Annotated in this window: 28 protein-coding genes; 12 read left to right on the plus strand and 16 right to left on the minus strand. The window is 72.6% G+C overall.

From position 1 onward, the window contains the following. Positions 1-3 precede the first annotated feature (3 nt). The 7 genes from ACIA8R_RS29380 to ACIA8R_RS29410 all read right to left on the minus strand — a co-directional run bounded on the left by ACIA8R_RS29380 (position 4) and on the right by ACIA8R_RS29410 (position 6,466). On the minus strand, positions 4-1,437 hold the full coding sequence (locus ACIA8R_RS29380) for an MFS transporter (protein ID WP_397041384.1): 1,434 nt from the start codon (positions 1,435-1,437) through the stop codon (positions 4-6). A 180-nt stretch (positions 1,438-1,617) separates the two neighbouring features. Beyond that, on the minus strand, positions 1,618-2,457 hold the full coding sequence (locus ACIA8R_RS29385) for a glycerophosphodiester phosphodiesterase (protein ID WP_397041385.1): 840 nt from the start codon (positions 2,455-2,457) through the stop codon (positions 1,618-1,620). Beyond that, positions 2,454-2,993 (minus strand): TrmH family RNA methyltransferase, encoded by a 540-nt coding sequence (locus tag ACIA8R_RS29390; RefSeq protein ID WP_357709681.1) that lies wholly within the window; start codon positions 2,991-2,993, stop codon positions 2,454-2,456. Before ACIA8R_RS29390 ends, ACIA8R_RS29385 begins: the two co-directional genes overlap by 4 nt. Further along, entirely contained in the window at positions 2,990-3,580 is a 591-nt protein-coding gene (locus ACIA8R_RS29395; protein ID WP_364088477.1) for a methyltransferase, read from the minus strand. The genes ACIA8R_RS29390 and ACIA8R_RS29395 overlap by 4 nt, the downstream gene beginning before the upstream one ends. Positions 3,581-3,591: 11 nt before the next feature. Beyond that, on the minus strand, positions 3,592-4,539 hold the full coding sequence (locus tag ACIA8R_RS29400; protein WP_397041386.1) for a VWA domain-containing protein: 948 nt from the start codon (positions 4,537-4,539) through the stop codon (positions 3,592-3,594). Continuing rightward, positions 4,536-5,468: a DUF58 domain-containing protein gene (locus ACIA8R_RS29405; protein ID WP_357709690.1), complete on the minus strand. Its 933-nt coding sequence runs from the start codon at positions 5,466-5,468 to the stop codon at positions 4,536-4,538. The genes ACIA8R_RS29400 and ACIA8R_RS29405 overlap by 4 nt, the downstream gene beginning before the upstream one ends. Further along, on the minus strand, positions 5,465-6,466 hold the full coding sequence (locus tag ACIA8R_RS29410; RefSeq protein ID WP_397041387.1) for an AAA family ATPase: 1,002 nt from the start codon (positions 6,464-6,466) through the stop codon (positions 5,465-5,467). Before ACIA8R_RS29410 ends, ACIA8R_RS29405 begins: the two co-directional genes overlap by 4 nt. Positions 6,467-6,521: 55 nt before the next feature. On the opposite strand from ACIA8R_RS29410, the gene ACIA8R_RS29415 reads away from it, so the two are divergent. Beyond that, positions 6,522-7,283: a hypothetical protein gene (locus ACIA8R_RS29415; protein ID WP_364088482.1), complete on the plus strand. Its 762-nt coding sequence runs from the start codon at positions 6,522-6,524 to the stop codon at positions 7,281-7,283. Positions 7,284-7,328: 45 nt separating this feature from the next. Continuing rightward, positions 7,329-8,207 (plus strand): DUF2268 domain-containing protein, encoded by an 879-nt coding sequence (locus tag ACIA8R_RS29420; RefSeq protein WP_397041388.1) that lies wholly within the window; start codon positions 7,329-7,331, stop codon positions 8,205-8,207. Here ACIA8R_RS29420 and ACIA8R_RS29425 read toward each other — a convergent pair. Together ACIA8R_RS29425 and ACIA8R_RS29430 are read right to left on the minus strand one after the other, a co-directional pair. Then, positions 8,177-8,815: a response regulator gene (locus ACIA8R_RS29425; protein WP_397041389.1), complete on the minus strand. Its 639-nt coding sequence runs from the start codon at positions 8,813-8,815 to the stop codon at positions 8,177-8,179. The genes ACIA8R_RS29420 and ACIA8R_RS29425 overlap by 31 nt on opposite strands. Positions 8,816-8,932: 117 nt before the next feature. Next, a complete protein-coding gene (locus ACIA8R_RS29430; RefSeq protein ID WP_397041390.1) occupies positions 8,933-10,162 on the minus strand; it encodes a sensor histidine kinase in 1,230 nt (409 codons plus the stop codon). A gap of 144 nt (positions 10,163-10,306) precedes the next feature. Between ACIA8R_RS29430 and ACIA8R_RS29435 the strand changes: the two genes are divergently transcribed. Together ACIA8R_RS29435 and ACIA8R_RS29440 are read left to right on the plus strand one after the other, a co-directional pair. Continuing rightward, positions 10,307-10,870, plus strand: a complete 564-nt coding sequence (locus tag ACIA8R_RS29435; RefSeq protein WP_357709708.1) for an ATP-dependent Clp protease proteolytic subunit — start codon at positions 10,307-10,309, stop codon at positions 10,868-10,870. 2 nt (positions 10,871-10,872) lie between these two features. After that, positions 10,873-11,490, plus strand: a complete 618-nt coding sequence (locus tag ACIA8R_RS29440; RefSeq protein WP_364088490.1) for an ATP-dependent Clp protease proteolytic subunit — start codon at positions 10,873-10,875, stop codon at positions 11,488-11,490. A 163-nt stretch (positions 11,491-11,653) separates the two neighbouring features. Here the strand turns inward: ACIA8R_RS29440 and ACIA8R_RS29445 are convergent, their stop codons facing one another. Then, on the minus strand, positions 11,654-12,241 hold the full coding sequence (locus tag ACIA8R_RS29445) for a TetR family transcriptional regulator (protein WP_364088492.1): 588 nt from the start codon (positions 12,239-12,241) through the stop codon (positions 11,654-11,656). Between the two features lie 78 nt (positions 12,242-12,319). Between ACIA8R_RS29445 and ACIA8R_RS29450 the strand changes: the two genes are divergently transcribed. Continuing rightward, on the plus strand, positions 12,320-13,357 hold the full coding sequence (locus ACIA8R_RS29450; RefSeq protein ID WP_364088494.1) for an FAD-dependent monooxygenase: 1,038 nt from the start codon (positions 12,320-12,322) through the stop codon (positions 13,355-13,357). A gap of 177 nt (positions 13,358-13,534) precedes the next feature. Beyond that, entirely contained in the window at positions 13,535-14,296 is a 762-nt protein-coding gene (locus ACIA8R_RS29455) for a TSUP family transporter (RefSeq protein ID WP_364088496.1), read from the plus strand. Positions 14,297-14,373: 77 nt separating this feature from the next. Here ACIA8R_RS29455 and ACIA8R_RS29460 read toward each other — a convergent pair whose 3' ends face one another. Both ACIA8R_RS29460 and ACIA8R_RS29465 read right to left on the minus strand, forming a co-directional pair. After that, a complete protein-coding gene (locus ACIA8R_RS29460) occupies positions 14,374-15,507 on the minus strand; it encodes an MFS transporter (RefSeq protein ID WP_364088498.1) in 1,134 nt (377 codons plus the stop codon). Further along, positions 15,504-16,256, minus strand: a complete 753-nt coding sequence (locus ACIA8R_RS29465) for a DeoR/GlpR family DNA-binding transcription regulator (protein WP_357709719.1) — start codon at positions 16,254-16,256, stop codon at positions 15,504-15,506. Before ACIA8R_RS29465 ends, ACIA8R_RS29460 begins: the two co-directional genes overlap by 4 nt. Before the next feature lie 44 nt (positions 16,257-16,300). Here ACIA8R_RS29465 and ACIA8R_RS29470 point away from each other — a divergent pair, with 44 nt between their 5' ends. The 3 genes from ACIA8R_RS29470 (at position 16,301) to ACIA8R_RS29480 (ending at position 18,204) form a co-directional block, all read left to right on the plus strand. Further along, positions 16,301-17,272, plus strand: a complete 972-nt coding sequence (locus ACIA8R_RS29470; RefSeq protein ID WP_357709721.1) for a transcriptional regulator — start codon at positions 16,301-16,303, stop codon at positions 17,270-17,272. A gap of 67 nt (positions 17,273-17,339) precedes the next feature. Beyond that, positions 17,340-17,951 carry a LysE family translocator gene (locus tag ACIA8R_RS29475; protein WP_397041391.1) on the plus strand — a complete coding sequence of 204 codons (612 nt, stop codon included), beginning with the start codon at positions 17,340-17,342 and terminating at the stop codon, positions 17,949-17,951. Positions 17,952-17,991: 40 nt separating this feature from the next. Next, positions 17,992-18,204: a hypothetical protein gene (locus ACIA8R_RS29480; protein ID WP_352328267.1), complete on the plus strand. Its 213-nt coding sequence runs from the start codon at positions 17,992-17,994 to the stop codon at positions 18,202-18,204. Here ACIA8R_RS29480 and ACIA8R_RS29485 read toward each other — a convergent pair whose 3' ends face one another. Next, the gene (locus ACIA8R_RS29485; RefSeq protein WP_364088506.1) at positions 18,205-18,630 is read right to left on the minus strand and encodes an SRPBCC domain-containing protein; all 426 of its coding nucleotides are present in this window, start codon (positions 18,628-18,630) and stop codon (positions 18,205-18,207) included. Further along, positions 18,627-18,962 (minus strand): metalloregulator ArsR/SmtB family transcription factor, encoded by a 336-nt coding sequence (locus tag ACIA8R_RS29490; protein ID WP_364088806.1) that lies wholly within the window; start codon positions 18,960-18,962, stop codon positions 18,627-18,629. The genes ACIA8R_RS29485 and ACIA8R_RS29490 overlap by 4 nt, the downstream gene beginning before the upstream one ends. Before the next feature lie 65 nt (positions 18,963-19,027). On the opposite strand from ACIA8R_RS29490, the gene ACIA8R_RS29495 reads away from it, so the two are divergent. Continuing rightward, the gene (locus ACIA8R_RS29495; RefSeq protein WP_397041392.1) at positions 19,028-19,369 is read left to right on the plus strand and encodes a VOC family protein; all 342 of its coding nucleotides are present in this window, start codon (positions 19,028-19,030) and stop codon (positions 19,367-19,369) included. Between the two features lie 21 nt (positions 19,370-19,390). Here ACIA8R_RS29495 and ACIA8R_RS29500 read toward each other — a convergent pair whose 3' ends face one another. Further along, complete coding sequence (locus ACIA8R_RS29500; RefSeq protein WP_397041393.1) at positions 19,391-20,269, minus strand: hypothetical protein; 879 nt, start codon at positions 20,267-20,269, stop codon at positions 19,391-19,393. 98 nt (positions 20,270-20,367) lie between these two features. On the opposite strand from ACIA8R_RS29500, the gene ACIA8R_RS29505 reads away from it, so the two are divergent. Next, a complete protein-coding gene (locus ACIA8R_RS29505) occupies positions 20,368-20,883 on the plus strand; it encodes a CGNR zinc finger domain-containing protein (RefSeq protein ID WP_397041394.1) in 516 nt (171 codons plus the stop codon). Between the two features lie 40 nt (positions 20,884-20,923). Here the strand turns inward: ACIA8R_RS29505 and ACIA8R_RS29510 are convergent, their stop codons facing one another. Further along, the gene (locus tag ACIA8R_RS29510) at positions 20,924-21,685 is read right to left on the minus strand and encodes an SDR family NAD(P)-dependent oxidoreductase (protein WP_397041395.1); all 762 of its coding nucleotides are present in this window, start codon (positions 21,683-21,685) and stop codon (positions 20,924-20,926) included. A gap of 138 nt (positions 21,686-21,823) precedes the next feature. Here ACIA8R_RS29510 and ACIA8R_RS29515 point away from each other — a divergent pair, with 138 nt between their 5' ends. Then, positions 21,824-24,112: a HelD family protein gene (locus ACIA8R_RS29515; protein ID WP_397041396.1), complete on the plus strand. Its 2,289-nt coding sequence runs from the start codon at positions 21,824-21,826 to the stop codon at positions 24,110-24,112. The last annotated feature ends 69 nt before the right edge of the window (positions 24,113-24,181 follow it).

Below are 24,181 nucleotides of genomic sequence, written 5' to 3' on the forward strand. Positions count from 1 at the left end.
GGGTCAGATCCGGGAGGGGACCTCGTTGCCTGCCGCCCTGATGGCCTTGGGCAGGTTCGTCAGGGCGAGCAGCACGAAGCCCGCCACGAAGAATATGATCATGGACACGATGGCGATCCGGTAGCTGTTGGTGACCTGCAACGCGATCGTCACGGTCAGCGACCCGATGAACGCCGACCCCTTGTCGCTGATCTGCAGCAGGCTGAAGTACTCCGCCTCCCGCCCCTTCGGGATCACCTGCGAGAACAGCGACCGCGACAACGCCTGCGTGCCGCCCAGCACGATCGCGATGGCGAAGGCCATCAGGTAGAACTGCAGCGCCTGCCCCTCGCCGACGAACATCGCCACCACCACGATCGCCGTCCACACCACCAGGCTGGCCAGCACCGTGCGCTTGGTGCCGAAGCCGCGCGCCAGCCACCCCAGCAGCAGCGCCCCGAAGAACGCCACGAACTGCACCATCAGGATCGCCGTGATCTGCACGGTCTTGTCCAGCTTGAGCGCCTCGGAGGCGAACGCCGCGCTGTTGCCGATGACCGTCTGCACGCCGTCGTTGTAGACCAGGTAGGCCACCAGGAACAGCAGCGTCAGCGGGTAACGCCGCAGCTCGGCCAGCGTACGGCCGAGCTGGCGGAAGCTGCCGCCCACCGAGCGCAGCGCCGTGGTCTCGTGCGCCGCCACCGGACGGTTGCGCAGCCGCAGCAGCGGGATGACCGTGAAGGTGGCCCACCACAGCCCGGCCGACATCATGCTGATGCGCACCGCCATGCCCTCGCTCAGCCCGAGGCTGTCGTGCTGCAGGAACAGCGCCAGGTTGAGCAGGAGCAGCAGCCCACCGCCGAGGTAGCCGATCGCCCAGCCGCGCGAGGAGACCCCGTCGCGCTCCTCGGGGGTGGAGATCTGCGGCAGGAAGGAGTCGTAGACCACCACCGAGGAGCCGTAGGCCAGGTTGGCCACCACGAACAGCACGCCGCCCAGCAGGTAGCGGTCGCCCTCGACGAAGTACAGGCACATGGCGGCCAGCGCGCCGACGTAGGCGAACCCGCCGAGCAGCTCCCGCTTGCGGCCGGTGTGGTCGGCCAGCGCGCCCACGATGGGCAGGAACACGATCTGCAGGAAGACCGCCACCGTCAGCGTCAGCCCGAAGAAGGCCGCGGGCCTGATGTCGGCGCCGAGCACGTCGACGTACCCCAGGCCGGGGTGGCGCAGGACCAGCGTGTCGAACTGGGACACGCACGTGTCGGAGGCCAGCGCCGGGAAGTCCTTGGCGCAGGCGGCGGTCTTGGCGACCGGGATCAGGTACGGGCCCAGGAAGACCGAGATGACCGTGGTGTAGAAGGCCGAGTTGGCCCAGTCGTAGAAGTACCAACCGCGCTGTTCGCGACGGCGGGCCGCGGGGGAGTCGTCGAGCTCCGCGGGGGATGCGGTGGAGGCCATGGTGTCGTGTCGCTCCTCTGCGGCCGGGCGGCCGGCGGGCCTCGCGCTGCCCGGCAACGGGGGGTGGGGTCAAGCCTGACGAAGTGGCTGTCTTCGCAGGTCGTGGGACACATCCACGTGTCGTGCCCATGACCTTACAGTGATCACCTCATGAGAGGAAGGTCACGACCGCCGGGCCGCTCAGGCCGCCATGCCGCGCGGGTGCCACAGGCCCCTGCGGTCGAGGACGTCGCGCAGGCCGGTGACGTTGTCGGTCATGATGCCGTCGACGCCGAGGTCGAGCAGGTGCTCCATGCGGACGGTGTCGTTGATCGTCCACACGTGCACCTGCATGCCGATGGCGTGGGCGGTGCGGACCAGGCGGCGGGTGGTGACGCGCAGGCCGCGGAAGCCGACCGGCACCTGCGCGCACGGGATGCCGGAGCGCGACAGGCGGGCCAGCAGGCGGCCGTAGCCGGAGGTGGTGGCGGCGGCCCGCAGCGCGGCCACGCCACGCGGGCCGAGCGCCGAGCACACCTCCCGGCCCAGCGCGGCCCTGGCCATGACCAGGCGCTCGTCGGAGAAGGAGGTCAGGCAGACGCGGTCGTAGGCGTTGGTGCGGCGGATCACCTCGGCCAGCGGCGCGATGGCCGCGGCCTCCTTGACGTCGATGTTGAAGCGCACCTGCGGCCAGGTGCCGAGCAGGTCCTCCAGCAGCGGGATCTCGTGCACGCCGGCGATGCGGGCCTGCCGGACCTCCCGGTAGGGCAGCTCGGAGATGCGGCCCCGCCGGTCGGTCACCCGGTCGAGGGTGTGGTCGTGGAAGGCCAGCAGCACGCCGTCGGCGGTGGCGTGCGCGTCGGTCTCCAGGTAGTCGTAGCCGAGCGCGACCGCGCGTTCGAAGGCCGCGAAGGAGTTCTCGGCGCCCTCCAGCGCGCCTCCGCGGTGGGCGAAGGCCAGCGGGCCCGGATGGTCGAGAAAGGCGAAACGACGGCTGAGCACGACCGGGGTGTCCCTTCCGGAGCTGGATGGTTCGGTCACGGTTCGGGAAGATTCTCCCACTCCTGGCGGCGGGCCTCGGCCAGCGCGATGGCCGCGGCGACCGACACGTTGAACGAGCCGACCCGCCCGACCTGCGGGATGTAGCAGACGCCGTCGACGGCCTCCAGCAGGGCGGGGGAGCAGCCGTGGTCCTCGCTGCCGACCACCAGGCACACGTCGCGGGCCAGGTCGGCGCGGTGCAGCGGCAGGGCCTCGCCGGTCAGCTCGATGGCCAGCACGGTGTAGCCGTCCTCCTTGGCGGCCTTGACCGCGTCGGTGGCCGGGACCGGCTCGTGCCAGGTGACCAGGCGTTCGGTGCCGAGCGCCGTCTTGCCCGCCTTGGGGTTGGTGGGGGGCGTGGCGTTGCCCGCCAGCCAGATCTGGTCGACGCCGAACGCCGCGGCGCTGCGGAAGATCGAGCCGACGTTGAACGGGCCCGTCACCGACTCAAGGATCAGCGCGAGCCGGTTGTCGGTGTTCCTGCGCCAGGTGCGGTTGAGCCGCTTGACGTCGGTGGGGCGCAGCTGCCTTCTCATCGGGCCACCTTCAATATGCGGTAGGCGGCTCGGGAGGCCTCTCGGGAGGCCTGCCAGCCCTGCTCGCCGAGCCAGCGCTGCAGGGAGTCCGAGCCGAGGTGTTTCTGGACGACCAGGTAGGCGACGCCGTCGGGCGTCAGCCGGGTGAGCCACCTGGTGAGCATCTCGTGCAGAGCCGGCTTGCCAATCCGGATGGCGGGATTGGACCAGATGGCCCGAAATTTCACGTCATCCGGCACTTCATCGATATGAACTGGTCTTACTTTGTAAAGGCGGGCGGCCTGGGCGTTCCGCTCGGTCAGCTCCAGGCTGCGCCGGTTCACGTCGACGGCCCACACCGTCGCCTCAGGGGCCCGCGAGGCCATCGTCAACGCGATGGGCCCGTAGCCGCAGCCCAGGTCGAGCAGGTCGCCCTCCTGCGGCGGCGGCGGGACGGACTCCAGCAGCGCGCGCGTGCCGACGTCGACCCGGTCGGGTGAGAACACGCCCCTGTCGGTCTCCAGCCGCAGATGCAGGTCGGGCAGGACCAGGTCGACCGTGCCCGGCCTGCTCGCGGTCTCGGGTTGTTCGGAGAAGTAGTGGGCCACGTGGGAAAACGTTACGGGATGCGCGTGCCGAACAAGACCGCGGCGCCGGCCACCAGCAGCCCGATCACGATCGCGGCCACGATGAACCACTGGGTGATCTCCTGGCTGACCAGCTTGAACCCGAGCGAGGTGCCGATCTGCTCGTAGACGTCGCGCAGTTCGCTGCCGGACTCGGCGGTGTAGGCGCGGCCGCTGGTGCCGTCGGACAGCGACTGCAACGTCTGCTTGTTGACCGGGACGTTCACGGGCCTGCCGTCGATGTCGACAGTGCCCTCCTGGGTGCCGTACGCGATGGTGGAGACCGGGACGCGGGCCTGCTGGGCGGCGTCGATGGCCTCGTTCACCGACCGGCCGGAGGTGTTGTCGCCGTCGGACAGCAGCACGATCGCGGCGGGCGGCGGGTCGGTGGCGGCCTGCTGGTCGAAGGAGCGCACCGAGTCGAGGGAGTTGAAGACGGCCTCGCCGATCGCGGTGCCGGGGCGGGTGGTCAGGTTGCCGATGGCGGTGACGACGGCCTGGTGGTCGGTGGTGGGGGAGATGACGACGTTGGCCGAGCGGGCGAAGGAGACCACGCCGACGTTGAAGCGGTCGGGCAGCTCCCGGGCGAACGCCTGGGCGGCGGCCTTGGCGGCGCTGATCCGGTTGGGCTGGACGTCGCCGGCGTCCATGGACAGGGAGACGTCGAGGGCGATCATGATGGTGGCCCGGTCGCGGGGGACGCGTACCTGGTCGGCGGGCTTGGCGGCGCCGACGACCAGCAGCGACATCATGCCGAGGAACAGCGCGGGGGGCACGTGCCGGCGCCAGCTGGGCCCGGCGGGGGCCACGAGGTCGAGCAGTGCCAGGTTGGTGAAGCGCACGGTGTAGCGGCGGCGGGCGAACTGCGCCACGACGTATCCGGCCACCAGCAGCGCCACCAGCACGAGCAGCCACAACCAGCCGGGGGCGAGAAACGTCATACGGGTCTCCGGTGGGCGAGGTGGCTCATGCGGCGCTGGCGCAGGACGAACTGCGCCACGTCGAACACCCAGTCCCTGTCGGTCCGCAGCACCAGGTGGGCGATCCCGGCGCGGCGTAGGGCCAGCCGGGTGCCCTCACGCTGGAGGGCGGCGGCTTCTGCATATGCTTGCCGGACTTTGGGAGAAAGGTGCACTTCACGTACGTTCCCGGTCTCGGGATCGGTGAACGCCACCCGGCCGACGTCCGGCAGCTCCAGCTCGCGGGGGTCGATGACCTCCACGGCCAGCACCTGGTGGCGGGAGGCCAGCCGCCTGATCGGGCGCTCCCAGGGGCGTTCGGCGTCGGGGTCGAGCTCGGGCCGGGCGTCGAGGAAGTCGGAGACGACCAGGCGCAGGCCCCTGCGACGCCGGGTGGCCGCCAGCACGTCGATGCCCTCGGCCAGGTCGGGGGCGTCCGGCACGACCCGGCCGCGCGGGGCGTCCATGAGGGAGTTGAGCAGGCCGTACAGGGCCGGGCGGCCGGTGCGGGCGGGCATGCGGTGGATGTACTCCTCGTGCAGCACCAGCGCGCCGAACCGGTCGCCCATGCGGCTGGCCAGGAAGCCGATCGCGCCGACGGCGGCCACGACCAGGTCGCGCTTGTCGGTGTCTGCGGTGCCGAAGTCCATGCTGGCCGACAGGTCGGCCAGCGCCCACGTCTCCAGCTCCCGGTCGGCGATCAGGTCGCGGACGTGGGGGACGGTCGTGCGGGCGGTGACGGCCCAGTCCATGCGGCGCACGTCGTCCTCGCCGGGCACGTACAGGCGGCTGTCGCCGGCCTCGCTGCCGGTGCCGGGCAGCAGGCCCTGGTGGGCGCCGTGCAGCAGGCCGTCGAGCCGCCGGGTGACGGTCAGCTCCAGCCGCCGCAGCGCCTGCTCGGCGGTGTTCAACGGTTCTGGTTCCAGACGACGAGGGGCGGCGGCACGGCGTGCAGGATCTGCTTGACCACCTGCTCGGGATCGACGCCGTCGGCCAGCGCGTCGAAGGTCAGCATGAGCCGGTGGGACATGACGTCGACCGCCACGTCGCGCACGTCGTCGGGCAGCAGGTAGTCGCGGCCGCGCAGCAGGGCCAGCGCGCGCCCGGCCGAGACCAGGCCGAGCGTGGCGCGGGGGCTGACGCCGATCTCGATGGTCTCGGTCAGGTCGCCCAGCCCGTAGTCGGCGGGCGCGCGGGTGGACATGACCAGGCGCACCACGTAGTCGGCCACGAGCTGGTGCACCGAGACCTGCTCGGCGGCCTGCTGCAGGGCCAGCAGCCGGCCGGGGTCGAGCACGCGGTCGGCCACGGGCGGCGTGACGCTCATGCGGTGGAGGATCTCCAGCTCCTCGTGCGCGCTGGGATGGGGCACCCGGACGCGGAACAGGAAGCGGTCGCGCTGCACCTCGGGCAGCGGGTAGACGCCCTCGGACTCGATCGGGTTCTGGGTGGCCAGCACGATGAACGGCCGGGGCAGCGGATGGGTGACGCCGGCCAGCGTGACCTGGCGCTCGGCCATCACCTCCAGCAGCGCGGACTGGACCTTGGCCGGGGCGCGGTTGATCTCGTCGGCCAGCAGGAAGTTGACGAACACCGGGCCGAGCTCGACGTCGAACTTCTCGTTGGAGGGGTGGAAGACGCGGGTGCCGACGATGTCGCTCGGCACGAGGTCGGGGGTGAACTGGATCCGGGCGAACGTGCCGCCCACGACGGTGGCCAGGGTGGAGGCGGCGAGGGTCTTGGCGACGCCCGGCACGCCTTCGAGCAGGCAGTGACCGCGGGCGAGCAGGGCCACGAGCAGCCGCTCGACCATGTGCTCCTGTCCCACGATGACACGCCGGACCTCGTCGAGACTTTGACGCAGCAGTGCCACGTCGTTTCCGCCTGGCAACTCTTCGGCGACGCTCATGACGCCATTCCACCAAACGCGCCGCGAACGTGCACGACGCCACGTCTGTGCTTTCATGGCAAACGTGGCAAGTCCCCTGCAGTACGGTGATCCGCCCCGGCTGGGGCGCTACGTCGTGCAGGCCCGCCTGCACACGGCTCCGGCCGGGTTCGTCTACCTGGGCCAGGGGCCCGACGGGCGCGCGGTGTCGCTGGCCGTGCTCACGCGGGGCGCGGCCCTGGACGCCGCCGCGCGCGACCGGTTCATGACCGCGATCAAGGAGGCGTCGGGGCGTTCGGGCGGGCGCGGGTGGCTGGGGCTCGGCCGGGCGCGCGCGTCGGTGCTCGACGGGACGCCCGAGGTGCTCGACGTGCACGACGGGCCGGCGCCGTGGGTGGCGGTGCCGTACGCGCCGGGGCAGCCGGGGGCCGAACGCTTCCTGGACCCGGTCATGGTGGGCGGGACGTTCATCGGGCAGGCGCACGGGCCGGACTTCGTGCCGTACTGGCTGACCGACCGCGCGCCCGCGCTGCCGGGGCCGCTGCTGCGGCGGCTGCCGCTGACCGAGACGCGCCGGCGGGTGCTGCTGGCCGCGCTGGCGCTGGCGCTGCTGCTGGTGCTGGTCACGACGATCCTGCTGTTGCTGCTGTTCGGCAGGCGCGACAGCGAGCAGATGCCCCGGCAGCTCCCGCCGACGGTGTTCGTGCCCACGCCGCCGCCCACTCCCGCCACGACGGTGCCGGAGCCCTCGCCGTCGCAGTCCTCCTCGCCGACGCGTACCGGTCCCGGCACGCCGGGGCGGTCGCCGGGTGACGAACTGGGCGAGTCGCCGCTCTGACATGCGGTTGAGCCTGACGTTACGTGAGGCTTTAGCGTCCGCGTCATGGAGTTCATCGTTCACGACACCCTCACGGCCATGGCCGACCTGCTCGCCCGGCCGCTCGCCGACCGGCCCGAGGCGCTGCGGGAGATGCTGGCGCCGATCCGGCCGGCGATCCCGATGCCCGGCGACATCGTCGACATCCACCACCAGGGCGGCGGCTTCCGCGTCGACGCCGACGACCCCCGCTATCTGCCCGCCGTACGGGCGATGATCGAGGCCGACGTGCTCGGCCAGGTGCGCCGGGAGCTGGAACGCGCCTCCCACGCGCTGAAGGAGGCCAGGCAGGCCTCTTCGCTGCAGGTGATGTTCGTGCTCGGCGACCCGGGCAACGAGCACCTGATGAAGGTCAGCGGCGGCTACTACGGGATGGGCGGCTCGCCCGGCTGGCTCTACCTGCTGGGCTGGCCGTCGGAGGAGGTCATCGGCAGGATCGCGCACTGCGCGGTGCACGAGTTCCACCACAACGTGCGTTACGCCAACGTCGAGTGGGACCCCGGGTCGGTGACCGTGGGCGAGCACGTGGTGGCCGAGGGGCTGGCCGAGGCGTTCGTCCGGGAGCTGTCGGGGCCGCAGGCCATGGGCCCCTGGTCGCGGATGGTGACCGGGGCGGAGCTGGAGCGCGCCCACGAGCTGATCATGGAGGCGTTCGACGTGCGGGGCATGGGGAACACGCCGGCGTACGTGCTGGGCGACAGCGCCATGCGGCTCTTCGGCCAGCAGCCCCGCGGCATTCCCGACATGGCCGGTTACGCGGTGGGGCTGCGGCTGGTGGACCGGGCCCTGGCCGAGACCGGGCTGAGCGCCGCCGAGGCCACCCTGCTGCCGGCCGCGCGGCTGCTGGGCCGTTCTCAGCCGGGGGAGACGAATCCGGACTCGTAGGCGGCGATCACGGCCTGGGTGCGGTCGCGCGCGCCCAGCTTGGCCAGCACGTTGCCGACGTGCGTCTTGACGGTCTCCTGGCTGACGACCAGCTCGGCGGCGATCTCGGTGTTGGACATGCCCTTGGTCATCAGCCGCAGCACGTCGCCCTCGCGGCCGGTGAGCCGGTCGATGCCCGGCACGTGGCCGCGCGGGCGGCGGCCGGCCAGGGTGCGGATCGCGGCCGGGAACAGCAGCGACTCGCCGGCCGCCACCAGCCTGATCGCCTGGATCAGGTCGTCCGGCCTGGTGCGTTTGAGCAGGAAGCCGCTGGCGCCGGCGCGCAGGGCGTCGTAGACGTGGTCGTCGTTCTCGAACGTGGTCACGACCACGACCTTGGGCGGGTCGTCGAGCTCCAGCAGCCGGCGGGTGGCCTGGATGCCGTCCACGGCGGGCATGCGGACGTCCATCAGCACGACGTCGGGGCGCTCGCGGCGCACGACCGGCAGGACCGCGGCGCCGTCCCCGGCCTCGCCGACCACCGCCAGGCCGGGCTCGGCGTCGATGATGACGCGCAGACCGGCGCGGATGAGGTCCTCGTCGTCGGCGATCACGACCTTGAGTGTCATGCGCACGACCTTAGAGGTGGCCGGCCCGGCCGGGGGTTGCGGGTGTCACGGGCTCGATCCTGGCGGGAGGGGACCGGCGGGGTTTCTCGTGTCAGGAGATCGGCTGCGGTGCGGGTGTCACGGGCTCGGCCGTAGCGGGAGGCGGACCGACACCGTCCAGCCGCCTTCGTCGGGGCCGGTGCACAGGTCGCCGCGGAGCAGGCGCACGCGTTCGCGCATGCCGTCCACGCCCCGGCCACCGCCCTGAGGGCGGCGCCCGCCGCGTCCCGAGCCGGGGTTGCTGACCTCCAGCCGCAGGTCGTCCCCCTGCACGGCGGCGGCCAGCCGCACCGGGCCGCCGCCGTGCCTGATCGCGTTGGTGAGCGCCTCCTGCACGATGCGGTACGCCTCCCTGGAGACCACGGCCGGCACCCCGGACAGGTCGCCCACCTCCTGCCGCACGTCGGCGCCGGAGGCGGCCACCAGCGCGCCGAGGTCGGCCAGCGTCGCCTGCGGCGCCCGCCGCGCCTCCACCTCCTGGTCGTCCTCATGGTGGCTTTCGCGGCGGTCCTCGCGCAGGACGCCGAGCACGTGGTCGAGGTCCTCCAGCGCGGCGCGCGCCGACTGCTCGATGGCCGCCAGGGCGGTCCTGGCGGTGGCCGGGTCGCGGTCGAGCACGCGTCCGGCCGCGGCGGCCTGCAGGGTGACGACGCTGAGCGCGTGCCCGACCGAGTCGTGCAGCTCGCGGGCCAGCCGGTTGCGTTCGGCCAGCGTACGGGCGTGCTCCTCGGCGGCGGCGAGCCGTTCGGCGGGGGTGGGGCCGAGCAGCGGGGGAGCCAGGGCGGCCAGCAACGCGCCCGCGCCCGCCGCGCCCGCCACCAGCAGCGCCAGCGCCGCCACGCCCGCCGCCGCCCACAGCAGGGACGGCCACCCCGGCTCGGCCGTCAGACCCAGCACCGGCATCGGCTCCCCGACGAACGGCAACGCCAGCGTGAACGCCGTGAACGGCACCACGGCCAGCGTGAACCCGCTCACCACGCCGCCGACCGCCAGATGCAACGTGAACCACGCCGCGGTGCGCCGCCGCTCCTGCCAGGACCTGCGGGCCTGCCGCGGCGGCGTCTCCACGCGCGCCCCGAGCAGCCCCTGGGCGGCGTTCACCTCCAGGCCGCGCACCGGCAGGAACAGCCCGGTCACCGCCACCACCGGCAGCACCGCGACGAACACCCCGATCTGGATCGGCATCAGCAGGTCGGCCGACACCCCGCTCCACACCCCGGCGACCAGCACCCCGGCCATCATGTACGGCATCAGCAGCGCGCCGCCCAGGATGAGGCATGCCCATCGGCGGGGGAGGTTCCTTCTCACATCCGGGATTGTATGTCGATGCTTTTTCGCGCTGGGAGTAATGCGCCGTGAGTGAAATGCGCCCCCAGCGAAAAAGGGCCGGAATTCGCCGTCGCCGGGTCTAGCGTTTTTCCCGGAATTAGTTTCGACAGAAAGGCGACGTCAATGACGGAGACCCAGCGCGCGGCCTGGCCTGAACAGCTCAGTCAGCGCCTGCTGAAGGAACGCATCGTGGTTCTCGGCCAGGAGGTCGACGACGAGATTTGCAACCGGCTCTGCGGCGAGCTGCTTTTGCTGGCGGCCGAAGACCCCAAGCGGGACATAACCCTGTACATCAATTCTCCGGGCGGCTCGGTGACGGCCGGCATGGCGCTCTACGACATGATGCAGTTCGTCCCGTGCGACGTGGCGACGGTGGCGATGGGCTTCGCCGCCTCCATGGGCCAGCTGCTGCTGACCGCGGGCGCGCCGGGCAAGCGCTACGCCCTGCCCAACGCCCGCGTCGTCATGCACCAGCCGCTGGGCGGCATCGGCGGCTCGGCCAGCGACATCCAGATCCAGGCCGACAACATGCTCTACACCAAGCGCAGGATGGCCGAGATCATCGCCCACCACACGGGCCAGCCGCTGGAGCGCATCCAGGCCGACTCCGACCGCGACCGGTGGTTCACCGCCAAGGAGGCGCTGGAGTACGGGTTCGTCGACCACATCGCCGAAGGGATGAACTGACCATGAGCGGTCGTTACGTGCTGCCCTCCTTCACCGAGCGCACCTCGTACGGGGTGCGGGAGATGAACCCGTACAACAAGCTGTTCGAGGACCGGGTGGTGTTCATCGGGGCCCCGATCGACGACACGGTGGCCAATGACGTGATGGCCCAGCTCCTCACGCTGGAGTCGCTCGATCCCGATCAGGACATCAACATGTACATCAACTCGCCGGGCGGGTCGTTCACGGCGATGACGGCCATCTACGACACGATGCAGTTCGTCCGGCCGGAGATCCACACGGTCTGCATCGGCGAGGCGTCGTCGGCGGCGGCCGTCCTGCTGGCGGCGGGCACGCCGGGCAAGCGGGCTGCCCTGCCGCACGCGCGCGTCCTGCTCCACCAGCCGGCCACCGAGGGCGGCCGGGGGCAGTCGAGCGACCTGGAGATCCACGCCAGGGAGATCATGCGGATGCGCGACCAGCAGGAGGAGATCCTGGCCCGCCACACCGGGCGCGGGGTGCTGGAGATCAGGAAGGACATCGAGCGCGACCGCATCTTCACCGCGGAGCAGGCGCGCAGCTACCGGCTGATCGACGACATCTACGCCTCCAGGAAGCGCTCCCTGGTGCCCGCCCGCTGATCGCGGGGGCTCTGCCGGCGGGCTGCCCGCCCTTGCCGCCTCTGCCGTACGGCACGGGTGTCAAGGGCGCGCGGCCCGCCGGTCTTCGTCCGCGCGAGGTGAGCCGGACCTCGGGGGCCGCTCAGTCACGCGGTCCGCCGGAAGCCGGGCGTGCCCTCGTCGCTCATGCCTGCGGTGGGTAGACGGTGTGGACGAGGTCGCGCAGGAAGGCGTCGAGGTTGTCGAGGCCGTAGTCGGCCAGTGTTTCGGGGGGTTGGGTGAGCAGGTAGATCAGGGCCGTGTTCAGGGCCATCGTCACCGTCGCGGCGCTGCGCCGGGTCGCCGGCAGGCCGGCCGCCTCGTGGGTGCGCAGATGCAGGGCCAGGTCGGCCCGGGTGAGCCCGGCCAGCGTCTCGCGCAGCTCCGGCCTGCGCGCGGCCTCGGCGTGCAGCTCGACGTAGGCCAGGACCCTCGACCTGTTGGCCGTGACCGCCTGGTCGACCAGGCGCCGCAGGAACGCGGCCAGCCCGTCGCGCCCCCGGATCTCCAGCGCCGGCGCCGCCTGGAGATCGGCCCAGTAGCGCTCGACACAACGTTCGGCGGCGGCCCGCAGCAGGGCGTCGCGGCTGGCGAAGTAGTTCTTGGCCGTGCCCTCCGGCAGGCCCGCCTCGCGGTCGAGCGCCCGGTGGGTCAGGCCCCTGCCGCCCTCCCGGGCCAGCACCTCGATCGCCGCGTCGCGAAGCTGGTCGCGCCGGTCCCGGTTCTCCGCCATGGCCGCCATCCTTCCAGCTTGCCGAACCACCACAGCAGTGGTACCACAGTTGTGGTGAAACGAGAAGGAGGCGCAGCCATGAGGGGAACCGCGGTGATCGTCGGTGCCGGGATCGGAGGGCTGGCGACGGCCGTCGGCCTGCGGCGGGCCGGCTGGGAGGTGAGCGTGCTCGAACGCTGGCCGGAGATCCGTCCGGAGGGCACGGCGCTCGGCATACGGCCGGTCGCCCAGGCCGCCCTCGACCGGCTCGGTCTGGGCGGGGAGTTGCGGCGCCGTACCGTGCCCTACCGTTCGGCACAGATCCGCAGGCCGGACGGGCGCCGACTGACCGACCTGCCCCTGGAGCGCATCGAACGCAAGGGCGGCGCGCCCGTCCTGATGTTGTCCCGGGTCTCGCTGATGGAGATGCTGCTCGACGCCGTGGGCGGTTCGACGGTCGAGACCGGCGCGGACATCACCGTCCCCGAGGCCCTGCGCAGCCGGTACGACCTGGTCGTGGGCGCGGACGGGCTGCGCAGCACGGTTCGCGAGGCGTTCTTCGGCGCCGCCGCCCGTCCGCGCTACTCCGGGATCGTGGCCTGGCGCGGTGTCGCCGGGTTCGAGCCGCCGGTCTACGGCGAGACGTGGGGCGCCGGACAGGTGTTCGGCATCACGCCCCAGGAGCCCGGCTCGACCAACTGGTACGCCGCCGTCGCCACCCCGGAAGGGCATCGCGAGTCTCTGGAGGAACTGCGGGCCCGCTTCTCCGGCTGGCACTCCGGTGTCGTCCGCGTCCTGGCCGAGGCCGACGACGGGAGCGTGCTGCGGCACGAGATATACGACCTGTCGCCGCGCCTGCGGTCGTTCGTCAGCGGGAACGCGGTTCTGGTGGGCGACGCCGCGCACGCCATGACGCCCTCGCTCGGGCAGGGCGCCTGCCAGGCCCTCCTGGACGCCGCCGCCCTCACCTCCTGCCTGGGGGAGGCTCGCGACCTGGGCTCCGCGCTGCGCCGGTACGACGGGCTGCGCAGGAGACCGGCGCAACGGGTGGTCGCCATGTCCCGCCTGATGACCCGCGTGGCCGGCCACCACCTCCAGGGACCCCGCAACCTCCTCCTCCGCCTCCTGGCCACCTGACCTCCTCGCCGCCGACCTCGTTCGGCTCCGGGGCGGTTGTCCGGCTGCGGCTGTCGCGGCCCTGTCCCGCTGTCGTCCCGCTGCCGTTGTGGCATGGCGATCGGGTGGGGGTGCGGTGGTGGGTGGGGGAGGGGTTGTAGTCTTCTGGGCGTTTCTTGGGGGAAATAGGGGGTTGGCGTGCCGCTGGAGCAGGTTGTGGTTTTGCTGGCGGCGGCGGCCGGCGCCGGGTGGGTGGACGCCGTCGTCGGCGGTGGCGGACTGGTGCAACTGCCGGCGTTGCTGATGACCGGCATGCCGCCCGTCCAGGCCATGGCGACCAACAAGTTCTCCTCGGTGTTCGGCACGGCCTCCGCAGCGGTGGCGTACGCGCGTTCCACCAAGATCGACCGTCAGGTGGCGTTGCCGGGGGCGGCGCTGGCCGCGGTGAGCGCCGGGCTGGGCGCGTGGGCGGCCGCGGCGATCTCGGCCGACGTGTTGCGCCCGGTCGTGATGGTGGTGCTGCTCGGCGTGGCGGCGTTCGTCACGTTGCGACCTTCGATGGGCGCGCTGCCCCAGCCGCATCTGCGGACGAACGCCCGGGTGGTGACGGCCGTGGCCGTGGCGGGCGTGGGCATCGCCTTCTACGACGGCATCATGGGGCCGGGCACCGGCACGTTCCTCATCATCGCCTTCACCACCATCCTCGGCCTGGACTTCGTCTCCGCCTCCGCCTCAGCGAAGATCATCAACGTGGGGACGAACCTCGGGGCGCTGGCGGTGTTCGGGCTGCAGGGGCACGTGCAGTGGGCGCTCGGGCTCGGCATGGCGCTGTGCAACGTGGCGGGCGCCCAGCTCGGCGCCAGGATGGCGATCAGGCGCGGCACGGCGTTCGTCCGGGTCGTGCTGTTGTGCGTGGTGGTGGCCATGGTGGTCAGGCTAGGCTGGCAGCAGTTCGGCTGACCCCCGCCACCCCGCCACACCGCCACCGCAAGAGGCGGCCAGGGATCAGGCGGCCGGTGCGTGAACACGCAGCGCGGTCAGGCGGGCTCGGGGGTGCGCAGGGCGGGGGCCGTGATCGCGACGAACGCCGCCATCAGCGCCGGTACGGCCAGCGCCCGCGGCAACCCGGCGAGCTGGGCCACCCCTCCGATGATCACCGGCCCCGACAGGAACCCCAGGTAACCGATGGACGCCACCCGCGCCAGCGCCCGTCCCGCGAAGGCCGGGTCCCGGTGCCCCGCGGCCGAGAACACCTGCGGCACGATGCACGACAACCCCGCCCCGAAGCAGCCGAACCCGACCACCCCGGCCACCGGCCCCCCGCCGAGCAGCGCCAGCCCGAGCCCCGCCGCCGCCAGCAGCCCGCAGCACCGCACCAGCGCCACAGGCCCGAACCGGGCGGCCAGCCGATCCCCCGCCAGCCGTCCCGCGGTCATCATGATCGAGAACGCGGCGTATCCGGCGGCGGCGAACCCCGCCGAGGAGGCCAGGTTCTCGCGCAGGTAGACCGAGCTCCAGTCGGCCGCCGCCCCCTCGCCCACCAGGCAGCAGAAGGCCAGCACGCCGAGGAACAGGATGCCCTTGGGCCGGCCTGACCCCGTGCCGCCGGCCGGAAGGGGAGCGGGCACCGACCGAAGCGCCCACCGCCACGCCCACACCGCCAGCACGACGATCACCGCCCCCACGCATCCGAACGTCACCGACGGCGGCAGCCCGGCCTGCGCGAACGCCCCGCCCGTCGTGGCCCCGACGAACCCGCCGATGCTGTAGACGGCGTGGAAGGACGACATGACCGGCCGCCCGTAGGCGCGTTCCACCTCGACGGCGTTGGCGTTCATGGACACGTCCAGGATGCCGTGGACGACGCCGAAGACCAGCAGCGCGGCGGCCAGCAGGCCCAGGTTCGGGGCGTGGGCGGGCGGGACCAGCACCACGCCCTGGAGCAGGGCGGCCGGGATCATGACGCGGCTGCTGCCGTAGCGGTCCACCAGGCGGCCGACGGTCGTCATGCCCGCGACGGCGCCCGCGGCGATGGCCAGCAGCGCCAGGCTGAGCCGTCCCGCGTCGAGGCCGAGGCCCTCCTTGATGGCGGGGATGCGGGCCGTCCAGGTGCCGATGGCCATGCCGGCCAGGAAGAACAGCAGGTAGACGGCCGTCCGTTCGCGTCTCACCGGGCCTCCTTGACGCTCACCCCGGCCGCGACGAGCGCGTCACGCTGCTCGGGCGGCACACCCTCGTCGGTCACCACGACGTCCAGGCGGGAGATCGGGCAGACCGCGCCGAAGGCCGTACGGGAGAACTTGCCCGAGTCGCAGGCCACGATCACCCGCCGGGCGGCGGCGATGGCCGCCCGCTTGACCGCGACCTCGGGAAGGTCGTGCGCGGTCAGGCCGTGCTCGGCCGACAGCCCGCAGCAGCCGATCACCGCGGTGTCGAAGCGCAGCGCCGCGATGGAGCTCTCGGCGAGCGGGCCCATGACGTTCAGCTCGCCCTTGCGGACCTCGCCGCCGGGCAGGACCAGGCGCACCCGCGGCGCGGCGGCCAGCAGCGAGACCGCCTGCAACGCCAGCGGCAGCACGGTCAGCCGCCGTCCGGTCAGGGCGCGGGCCACCTCCAGCACGGTGGTGCCGCCGTCCAGCACGACCGCCTCCCCGTCGGCGATCAGGGCCGCGACCTGGAGGCCGATCCGCCTCTTGGCCTCCACCGCCTCCCGCTCGCGCACCCCGAACGGCGGCTCCTCGCCGCGCAGCAGCAGGGACAGCGCCCCGCCCCTGACCCGGCGGACCACGCCCTGCTGGGCCAGCTCGTCCAGGTCGCGCCGGATCGTCATCTCCGACACGCCGTGTTCCTCGGCCAGCTCGGCCACCGAGACGCTGTCGTGGGCGCGCAGGGCGTTCATGATGGCTGTCAAACGTTCCACGTGTTCATACAAACACGGATAATGTGCGCAATACAATGACGGATATGCGCGCCAGCCGTCTGCTCTCCCTCCTCCTGCTGCTGCAGGCGCGCGGCCGCATGACCGCGCCCGAGCTGGCCGCCGAACTGGAGGTGTCGATCCGCACGGTCTACCGCGACGTGGAGGCCCTGTCGGCGGCCGGCGTCCCGGTGTACGCCGACCGCGGACCGGCGGGCGGCTACCAGCTCCTGGACGGCTACCGCACCCGCCTCACCGGGCTGACGGCCGAGGAGGCGTCCTCGCTGTTCCTGGCCGGGCTGCCGGGGCCCGCCGCCGAGCTGGGACTGGGCGAGGTCGCGGCCGCCGCAGAGCTGAAGCTGCTGGCCGCGCTGCCGCCCGAGCCGCGCTCGCACGCCTCCCGGATGCGCGAGCGTTTCCTGCTGGACGTGCCCGGCTGGTACCGCTCGGCCGACGACGTGCCGCACCTGAGCGACGTGGCCGACGGGGTGTGGGAGCGGCGACCGCTGCGCATGACCTACCGCCGGTGGGGCCAGCAGGTGGTCGACCGGGTGATCCACCCGTACGGGCTGGTGCTCAAGGGCGGCTCGTGGTACCTCGTCGCCGCGCCGCCCGACGGCTCCCCGCGCACCTACAGGGTCTCGCGCATCCTGACCGTCGAGCAGCTTCCCGGCCGGTTCCTCAGGCCGGAAGACTTCGACCTGGCGGCGTTCTGGCGGGCGTACGCCAAGGAGTTCCGCGAGCGCATGTACACCGCCGAGGCCGTCATCAGGCTGGCTCCGGGCCGGGAGGACCTGCTGGCGTACACGATGGGGTCCGACGTCGTCGCCGCGGCGCTGGCCGCGGCGGGCGGGCCCGACCCCGAGGGGTGGCGGGTGCTCACCGTGCCGGTCGAGTCGCTCACGCACGCCCGCTGGCTGCTGCTGCGCATGGGCGCCGACGTCGAGGTGCTGGAGCCGGCCGAGCTGCGGGTGCTGATGGCCGAGGCGGTGGCCGGCCTCGGCAAGCTGTACGGATGACGCCCTCCGCAAGCTCTCCCGATAAATCAGCGGAAAGCCCGGCGTCTTCTCTGTCAACATGCCGACCATGTACCTTCTGGCTTTCGTCGGCGCTTGCTTCCTGGTGGCCATGGTCCCCGGCGTGAGCACCGCCATCATCCTGCGTCAGACGCTCCGCTCCGGCCGCGGCTCCGGCCTGGCGGCCACCCTGGGCAACGAGACCGGCATCCTGCTGTGGGCGCTGGCCGCCGCGTTCGGCCTGTCGGCGCTGCTGGTGGCCTCGCAGGTCGCCTACGACGTCATGCGCGTGACGGGCGCCGTCGTGCTGGTCGTCATGGGCGTCCAGGCGCTGTGGCAGGCGCGCAAGGGGTCGCCGCCGGCGGAGGGCGAGGCGGTGGCCGGGCTGCGCGGGTCGTACCTGTCGGGGCTGGGCACCTGCCTGGCCAACCCCAAGGCCGCGGTGTTCGCGATGTCGTTCCTGCCGCAGTTCGTGCCGTCCGGGCAGAACGTGCCCCTGACGCTGGTGACCCTCGCCGTCGTGTGGGTGCTGGTGGACACCGTCTGGTACGGCCTGCTCATCTGGACGGTCGCCAAGGCCAGGGACTTCCTCGGCCGCCCGGCCGTCAGGCGCCGCCTGGAGCAGATCTCCGGCGTCGTGCTCATCGGCCTGGGCGTGCGCCTGGTCCTGGACGCACGATGACCCACTGAGCGGACGGGAGATCGTGGACTACCTTTAGGGCATGACCAACGACCTGGCGTCCCTGATGAGGCAGGCGCAGGACGACGACCCGCTGCTCGCCCTGCACGCCACCACCGCCCTGCGGCGCGAGATCGAGCGCCTGGAGGCCGTCCAGGTTCGGCGGGCCCGGGTGGCGGGCCTGCCCTGGGCGCAGATCGCCGACGCGATCGGCGTCAGCAAGCAGGCCGTGCACAAGAAGTACGGCCGGCGCTGATCACCCCCGCGGCCACCGTGCGGCGAACCAGCCCAGCACGAGGTTCCAGGAGTAGCCGCGGCGGATGCGCCCGGCCACCTCGGGCGGCAGGGTGTCCAGGCCGCGGTGTTCGAGCAGCACCTCGGTGCCGTCCTCGACCGCGGTGAAGGCCACCTCGATCTCCATCCGGCCGCCCGGGTTGAGCAGGTCGGCCCAGACCAGGCGGCGGGGCGGCTCCCAGCGCACGATCCGGCCCATGTCCGCGTGGCCGCCGTCGTCCCACAGCTCGCGCAGGTAGCCGTCCTGGAAGCGGATGGCCACCGCGCGGTCGGGGTCGACCCAGCTGTGGCGGCCGCGCACGTACCACTGGTCGATCTCGTCGGTGAACATGCGGAACGCGGTCGCCGGATCGACCGGCACGACGACCGCCGCCCGTACGGCGTTCACCGGTTGCGCTCCACATGGTCCTTGAACGAGCCGAGCTGCTCGGCCCAGAACGCCTGCACCTGGTCCAGCCACGCCTGCAGGGCCGCGAACGGCTCCTGGCGCAGGGTGTAGAGCCGCAGCCGGGCGTCGGTTCCGCCCGCCTCCGCCTGGACCAGGCCGCCTGCCCGCAGGACGCGCAGGTGCCTGCTGAGCGCGGGGGCGCTCATCTGCACGGCCTGGGCCAGCTCGCCGGCCGGGCGCGGGCCCTCGCGCAGCAGGTCGATCACCTTGCGTCTGGTCGGGTCGGCGAGGGCGGCCAGCGTGGCGTCCAGGTCGTTAACGTTATTGTTAATCTTTGCCTCCTTCCGTTAAGGTGTTGATCCTTAACGGTAGAGGCAATTATTGCGAGGGGGCGTACATGAGTGTCCAGCTGGGCTACTACACCCTGTCCGTACGGGATCTGGAGCGGGCGGCGGCCTTCTACGGGCCGCTGTTCGGCTGGGGGTTCAGGCGCGAGCACGAGCGCTACCTGCACGTCACCAACACCTCCGTGCCCATGGGCCTGAATGCCTTCGGCCCGTCCTCGCAGCCCAACCTCTACTACCACGTCGAGGACATCGACGCCGCGGTGGAGCGGGTGCGCGAGCTCGGCGGCACGACCGGCGAGGTCTACGACAGCAAGTCCGGACGCGGCTGCACCTGCACCGACGACCAGGGCACCGAGATCAGCCTGTGGCAGCCCGCGCCAGGCTTCGAGTGAGACCCCCGCGCGCTCACGGGATCAGTCGGGGGCCTTGACCGTGGTGATGCCGAGCGTGCTGGTCATGGGCAGCAGGCCGGCCCCGAACACCGCGCCCAGCAGCGGCGCGCACAGGTCGGCCAGCCGCTGCGCGCGTTCCTCGCCGAGTTGCTGCCAGGGCTGCGCGGCCAGTTCGTCGGTCAGGCGTTCGACCTGGTCGCGCAGTGCCCGGCCGCGCTCGGTGGCCTGACCGGCGGCGTCCAGCAGGCCGCGCGCGGCCAGCCGTTCGGCGGCCTCGGCCCACTCCTGGCCGCTCCAGCCGCGTCCGGCGAAGTTCTCCGGCGGCGCGGCCCCGATGGCGGCGAAGGACACCAGCGACTCGCACGGGTCCAGCCCGGCCGTCAGCAGCGCCGCCACGTGCCCGTCGCCGCGGTGCTCGCGCAGCACGGTCGCGGCCTGCCACAGCACCAGGTGCGGCTCGTCGGGCCAGGGCAGGTCGAGGTTGGCGGCGGCGAACGGCCGTCCCGCCACCGTCACGCTCTCGGCGGCCCGCCGGGCCAGCCCGGCCGCCTCGGCGAGCTCCGGACCGTCCAGCCGGTCACCCAGCAGCCCGCGGCAGACGCGGTCGATCGCCACCAGCCGCGCCCGCAGCACCTGCTCCGGGGAGGCGGTCTGCCACACGCCCGGCACGTGCTCGCCGACCGTCCGCGGGCTGAAGCTGTGGTACGCGGCCGTCGCCAGGTGCGTCCCCGCCCGGCCGAGCGGCGCGGTGCGGTAGGCGAAATAGCTCGGCCAGCGCGACTCGACGTCGTAGCCCAGCGCGGCGGCCTCGGCGAACGCCTCGGGCGCGAAGTACAGCACGGCGTGCAGCGGCTCGATCTGGTGCCACATGCGGCGGGAAAGTCGGGACCATGCGCTCACGGCGGAACACCTCACTGTCTAGATAAGCTATGCCAGTGACGATAGACGCGTGGCGCATCACTGGTCAATCGCAAATAGACAGTTATGTCGGAAGGTGGGTGGATCTGGCCGTCGTGCTGGTCAACGAACTGGCCGTCACCCAGGCGCGCGGCCGTCCCGTCGCGCCGCCCGCCGACCGGCGTGCCGCGCTCGACGCCGCGTTCGTCCAGCACGGGTGGGTTCCCAGCAGGGCGCTGACGGGCGCCGACGCCGACCGGCTGGCCGGAGTGGCCGCCGAGCTGCACCCCGCCTTCGCCGCCGGTCCCGCCGCTCCGGCCGTGCTGAACCAGGCTCTGATACGGCACGGCGCCGTCCCCAACCTGCACGGCGACCCGCCCGTCCTGGCCTTCCACAGCCCGGACGCCGACCTGGTGGACGCCTGGGCGGCCGACACGGGCACGGCCCTGGCCATGGTGATCGGCGTCGGCCAGGGGGTGCGGCTGCGCTCGTGCGAGGCGGCGTCCTGCGACGTGGTCTTCTTCGACGTCACCCGCAACGCCTCGCGCCGGTTCTGCGGCCTGTCCTGCCAGAACCGCGCCAAGGCCAGCGCCTACCGCGCCCGCCGCCGCACCTGATCTACAACGTAAAGGCGCTGGGCCTTCGCGATCAGGACCGTCAGTGCACGGAGAACCCGCCGTCGACGAAGAGCATCTGGCCGGTGACGAACGCGCAGGCGTCACCGGCCAGGAACACCGCCGCGCCCGCGAAGTCGGCCGGCAGGCCGTTGCGGCCGGCCATGTGGCGGGCGGCCAGCTCCTCGACGCGGCCCGGGACGGCCTGGGCGGGTTCGGTCAGCGGAGTGAGCACGAATCCGGGGATGATCGTGTTGACGCAGACGCCGTGCGCCGACCACGCCTCGGCCTGGGAGCGGGTGAGGCCGGCGACGGCGGCCTTGGCGGCGCCGTACACGCCGCTGTGGCCGAAGGCGCTGAAGGTCTGCTGGGAGCCGATGTTGATGACGCGTCCCCAGCCGCGGGCGGCCATGCGGGGGCCGAAGTGCTGGCCGAGCAGGTAGGGGGCGGTCAGGTGCACGGCGATGGTCTGCTCGTAGTCGCCGGGGGTGAGCTCGGCCATGGGTTTGCGGATGTTGTTGCCGGCGGCGTTGACCAGGATGTCGATCTCGCCGGCGGCGGCACACAGGCGGGCGAGGTCGTCGCGGTCGTGCAGGTCGGCGCTGACGGCGGAGGTGGTGACGCCGTGGGCGCGCAGCCGGTCGGCGGCCTGTTCGAGCTCGGCGGGGCGGCGGGCGGCGAGCACGATCTCGGCCCCGGCCCGGCCGATCGCCTCGGCCATGGCCAGGCCGATCCCGGAGCTGCCGCCGGTGACGAGGGCGCGGCGGCCGTGCAGGGAGAACAGGTCACGCAGATAGTCCGACACGACCGTTCAAGCTAGCAGCACCCGTGCAGGGCCGGACGGGCGGTGCCGGTTGCCGGACAGGCGAAGGAGGGCTAAGCTCGTGAGCTCCACATTCTGCAAGCGGCTCCACAGAGCTCCCGTAAAGGAGTATAGCAGCTAATGGCTAATCGTCAAGATGGTCTCGCGGAAGCCCTTGACAGCGAGCAGCGTACGGTCCAGTGGCTGTACGCCAGGCTCGACGCGGCCAGGGAGCGGGCGCAGGCCACGCTGCGCCAGGTGTACGCCGGGGGAGGCGCGATGGGCAGCCGGCAGGCCAGGGTCGAGCGCGAGGTGACCGCCTCCGAGCAGGCGCGCAGGCTGGCCCAGCTCAACGCGGTCGAGCGCGGCCTGTGCTTCGGCCGGATCGACGACTCCGGCGGCCTCAGCACGTACGTCGGCCGGATCGGGCTGCGGGACGAGGACCACGAGTCGGTGCTGATCGACTGGCGGGCCCCGGCGGCTCGCCCGTTCTACGTGGCCACCGCGACCGACCCGGGCGGCCTGGTGCGGCGCCGGCACCTGCACCTGAAGGACCGCACGGTGGTCGGCATCGACGACGAGGTGTTCGACCTGGACGGCATGTCCGACGGCGACCGGCGCACGCTGGTGGGCGAGGCGGCGCTGCTGGCGGCGCTGCGGCGGGGCCGTACCGGCCGGATGGGCGACGTGGTGGCCACGATCCAGATCGAGCAGGACCGGGTGATCAGGGCGGGGTTGCAGGGGGCGCTGGTGGTGCAGGGCGGGCCGGGCACCGGCAAGACCGTCGCGGCGCTGCACCGGGCCGCCTACCTGCTCTACACCCACCGCGACACGCTGGAGCGGCGCGGGGTGCTGGTGGTGGGGCCCAATCCGATGTTCCTGCGCTACATCGGGCAGGTGCTGCCGGCGCTGGGGGAGACGCAGGTGGTGATGGCCACGGTGGGCGAGCTGTTCCCGGGGGTGCGGGCGGTGGCCGCCGATCCGCCGGAGGTCGCGGTGGTCAAGGGCGACCTGCGGATGGCCGAGGTGGTGGCCGCGGCGGTGGCCGACCGTCAGCGGGTGCCGGTGGGGGATCTGGAGGTGGAGCTCGACGGCCTGCGGCTGCGTGTGCCGCACGCGGTGTGCGCCCGGCTGCGCGAGCGAGCGCGGGCGGTGCGCCTGCCCCACAACATGGCGCGCAAGCTGTACGTCACCGAGCTGCTGAAGGAGCTGGCCAGGGCGGAGGCGCGGGCGCTGGAGGAGTCGCTGCACCTGGAGGAGCTGGCGGCCGACGACCCGGAGCTGGCCGAGCCGCTGGACCTGGAGGGCGACCTGGACGAGACGGACATCGCGCTGGCGGCCGGACGGCTGTGGGGCGAGGAGCCGGTGCGGCGGGCGGTGGCGGAGCTGTGGCCGGAGCTGACGCCGCAGGAGCTGGTCGCCGATCTCCTCTCGGCGCCGGACACGTTGTGGTCGGTGTGCCCGCCGGGCCTGGACTGGACGTCGCTGGTACGCCCCCGCGAGTCGCCCTGGACGGTCGGCGACGTGCCGCTGCTGGACGAGGCGGCCGAGCTGCTGGGCCACGACGACTCGGCCGACCGGGTGGCGGCGCGGCGGGCGAGGGAGGAGTGGGCCGAGCAGGAGCTGTACGCGCGCGAGGTGCTGGAGACCACGGGCCTGCTGGAGGGCGGCGTCTTCGACCGGGCCGACGTGCTGGCCGAGCGGCAGGCCGACGACGGCACGGGGCTGACGACGGCCGAGCGGGCGGCGGCCGACCGCACGTGGGCCTACGGGCACGTGATCGTGGACGAGGCGCAGGAGCTGTCGCCGATGGCCTGGCGGATGGTGGTGCGGCGGGTTCCGGCGCGGTCGCTGACCGTGGTGGGCGACCTGGCCCAGACGGGGTCGGCGGCGGGGGCGCGGTCGTGGGCCGAGGTGCTCGACCCGTATCTGGAGGGGCGCTGGCGGGAGGAGCGGCTGCTGGTCAACTACCGGACGCCACTGGAGATCATGCGGGTGGCGGCCGACGTGCTGGCGGCGGTGGCGCCGGGGCAGGAGCCGCCGGAGTCGGTGCGCGACGGGGGCGACGAGCCGCGCGCGGTGCGGGTGCCGGTGGCGGAGCTGCCGGCGCTGGTGGCGGCGGAGCTGGCCGAGCTGTCCGGGCCGGGCGAGGGCGGCCGGTTGGGGATCGTCACGTCCGACGGGCTGCACGCGCGGGTGGCGGCGCTGTTCCCGGGGGCGGAGGATCTGGACGCGCCGCTGGTGGTGCTGACGGTGACGCAGGCCAAGGGGCTGGAGTTCGACGGGGTGGTGGTGGTCGACCCGGCCGGGATCCTGGCGCAGTCGCCGATGGGCGGCCACGACCTGTACGTGGCGGTGACGCGGGCGACGCGGCGGCTGACGGTGGCCTACGAGGGCGACCTTCCGGCGATGTTGTCCCGCCTGGCCTGAAAATCTACAATGTAAAGCCGCTGGGTCGGTGAAAATTCACCTCGAACACGCCCAAAAAACCAGCGACTA

Source organism: Nonomuraea sp. NPDC051191 (assembly GCF_044455665.1).
Lineage (GTDB): Bacteria > Actinomycetota > Actinomycetes > Streptosporangiales > Streptosporangiaceae > Nonomuraea.

Coding starts and splice junctions, on each gene's coding strand:
- ACIA8R_RS29380 (WP_397041384.1), bottom strand. CDS start 1,437: ATGGCCTCCACCGCATCCCCCGCGGAGCTCGACGACTCCCCCGCGGCC.
- ACIA8R_RS29390 (WP_357709681.1), bottom strand. CDS start 2,993: ATGAGAAGGCAGCTGCGCCCCACCGACGTCAAGCGGCTCAACCGCACC.
- ACIA8R_RS29400 (WP_397041386.1), bottom strand. CDS start 4,539: ATGACGTTTCTCGCCCCCGGCTGGTTGTGGCTGCTCGTGCTGGTGGCG.
- ACIA8R_RS29410 (WP_397041387.1), bottom strand. CDS start 6,466: ATGAGCGTCGCCGAAGAGTTGCCAGGCGGAAACGACGTGGCACTGCTG.
- ACIA8R_RS29415 (WP_364088482.1), top strand. CDS start 6,522: ATGGCAAACGTGGCAAGTCCCCTGCAGTACGGTGATCCGCCCCGGCTG.
- ACIA8R_RS29420 (WP_397041388.1), top strand. CDS start 7,329: ATGGAGTTCATCGTTCACGACACCCTCACGGCCATGGCCGACCTGCTC.
- ACIA8R_RS29425 (WP_397041389.1), bottom strand. CDS start 8,815: ATGACACTCAAGGTCGTGATCGCCGACGACGAGGACCTCATCCGCGCC.
- ACIA8R_RS29435 (WP_357709708.1), top strand. CDS start 10,307: ATGACGGAGACCCAGCGCGCGGCCTGGCCTGAACAGCTCAGTCAGCGC.
- ACIA8R_RS29440 (WP_364088490.1), top strand. CDS start 10,873: ATGAGCGGTCGTTACGTGCTGCCCTCCTTCACCGAGCGCACCTCGTAC.
- ACIA8R_RS29445 (WP_364088492.1), bottom strand. CDS start 12,241: ATGGCGGAGAACCGGGACCGGCGCGACCAGCTTCGCGACGCGGCGATC.
- ACIA8R_RS29450 (WP_364088494.1), top strand. CDS start 12,320: ATGAGGGGAACCGCGGTGATCGTCGGTGCCGGGATCGGAGGGCTGGCG.
- ACIA8R_RS29470 (WP_357709721.1), top strand. CDS start 16,301: ATGCGCGCCAGCCGTCTGCTCTCCCTCCTCCTGCTGCTGCAGGCGCGC.
- ACIA8R_RS29475 (WP_397041391.1), top strand. CDS start 17,340: ATGTACCTTCTGGCTTTCGTCGGCGCTTGCTTCCTGGTGGCCATGGTC.
- ACIA8R_RS29480 (WP_352328267.1), top strand. CDS start 17,992: ATGACCAACGACCTGGCGTCCCTGATGAGGCAGGCGCAGGACGACGAC.
- ACIA8R_RS29495 (WP_397041392.1), top strand. CDS start 19,028: ATGAGTGTCCAGCTGGGCTACTACACCCTGTCCGTACGGGATCTGGAG.
- ACIA8R_RS29515 (WP_397041396.1), top strand. CDS start 21,824: ATGGCTAATCGTCAAGATGGTCTCGCGGAAGCCCTTGACAGCGAGCAG.